Source organism: Pseudomonas sp. BMS12, from assembly GCF_001592875.1.
Lineage (GTDB): Bacteria > Pseudomonadota > Gammaproteobacteria > Pseudomonadales > Pseudomonadaceae > Aquipseudomonas.
Window position 1 is genome coordinate 368 of record NZ_LSOF01000035.1, and the last position, 1,865, is coordinate 2,232.

1 protein-coding gene is annotated in these 1,865 nt (G+C 58.4%); it reads right to left on the reverse strand.

Going from position 1 to position 1,865, the window contains the following annotated elements:
* Positions 1-1,865 (reverse strand): Ig-like domain-containing protein (locus tag AYB31_RS20925; protein ID WP_201787438.1); only part of this gene is annotated, 1,865 nt, incomplete at both ends.

Genomic DNA, 1,865 nt, shown 5'->3' on the forward strand with positions numbered 1-1,865 from the left:
ACAGTTTCACAGATGTACCGCTGCCCTTGGGGTCCGCACCCAGAACCACCGGGCCGGGGGCTTGGTCGTCGAAGCGGATCTGAATCGGTGTTCTCGGGCTGACGTTGCCTGCAGCATCAGTCTGGTCGACGGTAAGCTGGTTGTCTCCGGGACTCAATGTCAGATCGTATTGCCATGTCGTGCTGCTATTGGTGCCCATTGACACCACAACGTTACCAGCAGCATTACGGAAGCGGATCGTGGCACTAGACTCTTTCGTACCACTGAAACGCTGTTTGCCGCTGGTGGTAATAGAGGGGTAAGGATCCAGCACTATTGCCGCGGGAGCGGTGTAATCGAGCTTGAAAGTCTGAGTTCCACTCCAAAGATTGCCGAAATTGTCTTGGAGGCGAATCTCATAGCTGTAGCTGCCTTCGAGCAACGGACTAGAAGGAGTCAAACGCAGAGTATCCCCATCCAGACTGAGCTGACCGGATAAACCAACTCCTGCCTTCTTCAAAACAATTCCGCTATTGGCAAGATCCAGCCCGCTACCATCTTCCTTGAGCCGAACCCAGACTGAGCTCGGTATCTCCCGAATGTTACCGGAGTAGGAGTACTGCGTAAGGACAGGCTTCAGACTGTCCACATTGAACTTCACAATAGCTGCCGGGGACAGATTCCCAGCGGCATCCCGCGCCTCAATCCGCAGCTCGCCAGCGCCCTCGGGCAGAGCAAAGTCCGGAATACTCCAGGCGCCAGATCCCAGGGTCACCTGCTGCACACCGTTGACCAGGATGGCGGTCTGGGCTTCACGCTCCCCGGAAATGCTCAGCTTGCGCTGGGTCAGCTTGTTGACTGCCGGGGCAAGAGGCGGGTTGTTGACGATGGGGGTTGCTGGCAATAGCTGGTCGACGACGAATCCGCGCACGAAGACATCGCCTGGCTCGTCGGCAATCCCGTTGCCATTCTGGTCCATGCCCATACCCTGGGCAGAGCGCACGCCAGGACCAACGCGCAGCTCATAGGAGCCGTCCGCCAGGGCCTCGCTGAGCGCGAACTGGTAACGCACGGTGTTGACCGCAGAAATAGCCGTGAAGGGCACCTCACCTGCAGGTCCGAACAGTCGCACGGTGCTGTTGCTGATCGAAGCCGGGTCCACCGCATTGATGAAGTCAACGGTGATAGCGCTCACCGCGCGGCTCATATATCCGGCGACATCGGCGTTTAGCACCGCGGTCGAAACGACGCGGTTTTCTAGATGCAGAGTTCCTTGCTCGCCTGGTGTAGAACTGGCATTGGGAGTGCCTGCAGCGACGCTGATCTGACTGATAGGGTCAATGCCCTGCATGCCTGCATAGTAGATGGCAATTCGACCACCTCCCCCAGGCCCGCCTGAAGAACCACCTGTGCCACCATTAGCGAGAATTCGTGTCTCCGGGCCGCCCAGCAGCAACTGGGTATCTACCCAGAGGGAACCACCAGCGCCACCGCCCCAGGTGTAACCAGATTTACCGCTCTCACCAGTTGCAAGCAGCTGGCCATAGAGCTTGACGACTTGAGCTACAAGTTTGAGCGCGCCGCCCCCTCGGGTAAGCGATGAGGTTTGTGAACCTTGCTTACCGCCGGTTCCAAAGGTGCTGGGTTGCAGGTAATCGCCGTATACGGCGTTGGTCGAGCAGTTGTTGTAACGCCCGCCAGAACCACCGTGGCTGCCGCCGCAATAGAGGCCGATATCTACCGAAGGCAACAAGCCTCGGCTCGCAACACTGATACGAGACGCTGCATCCACTTCGATCTCGTCAGCGGCAATGGTGATGCCTTGGGTGAAGCTGTCCGATGCCACCGGCGTGGTGATCACGCCGCCATTCAGCACGCGCACCTTC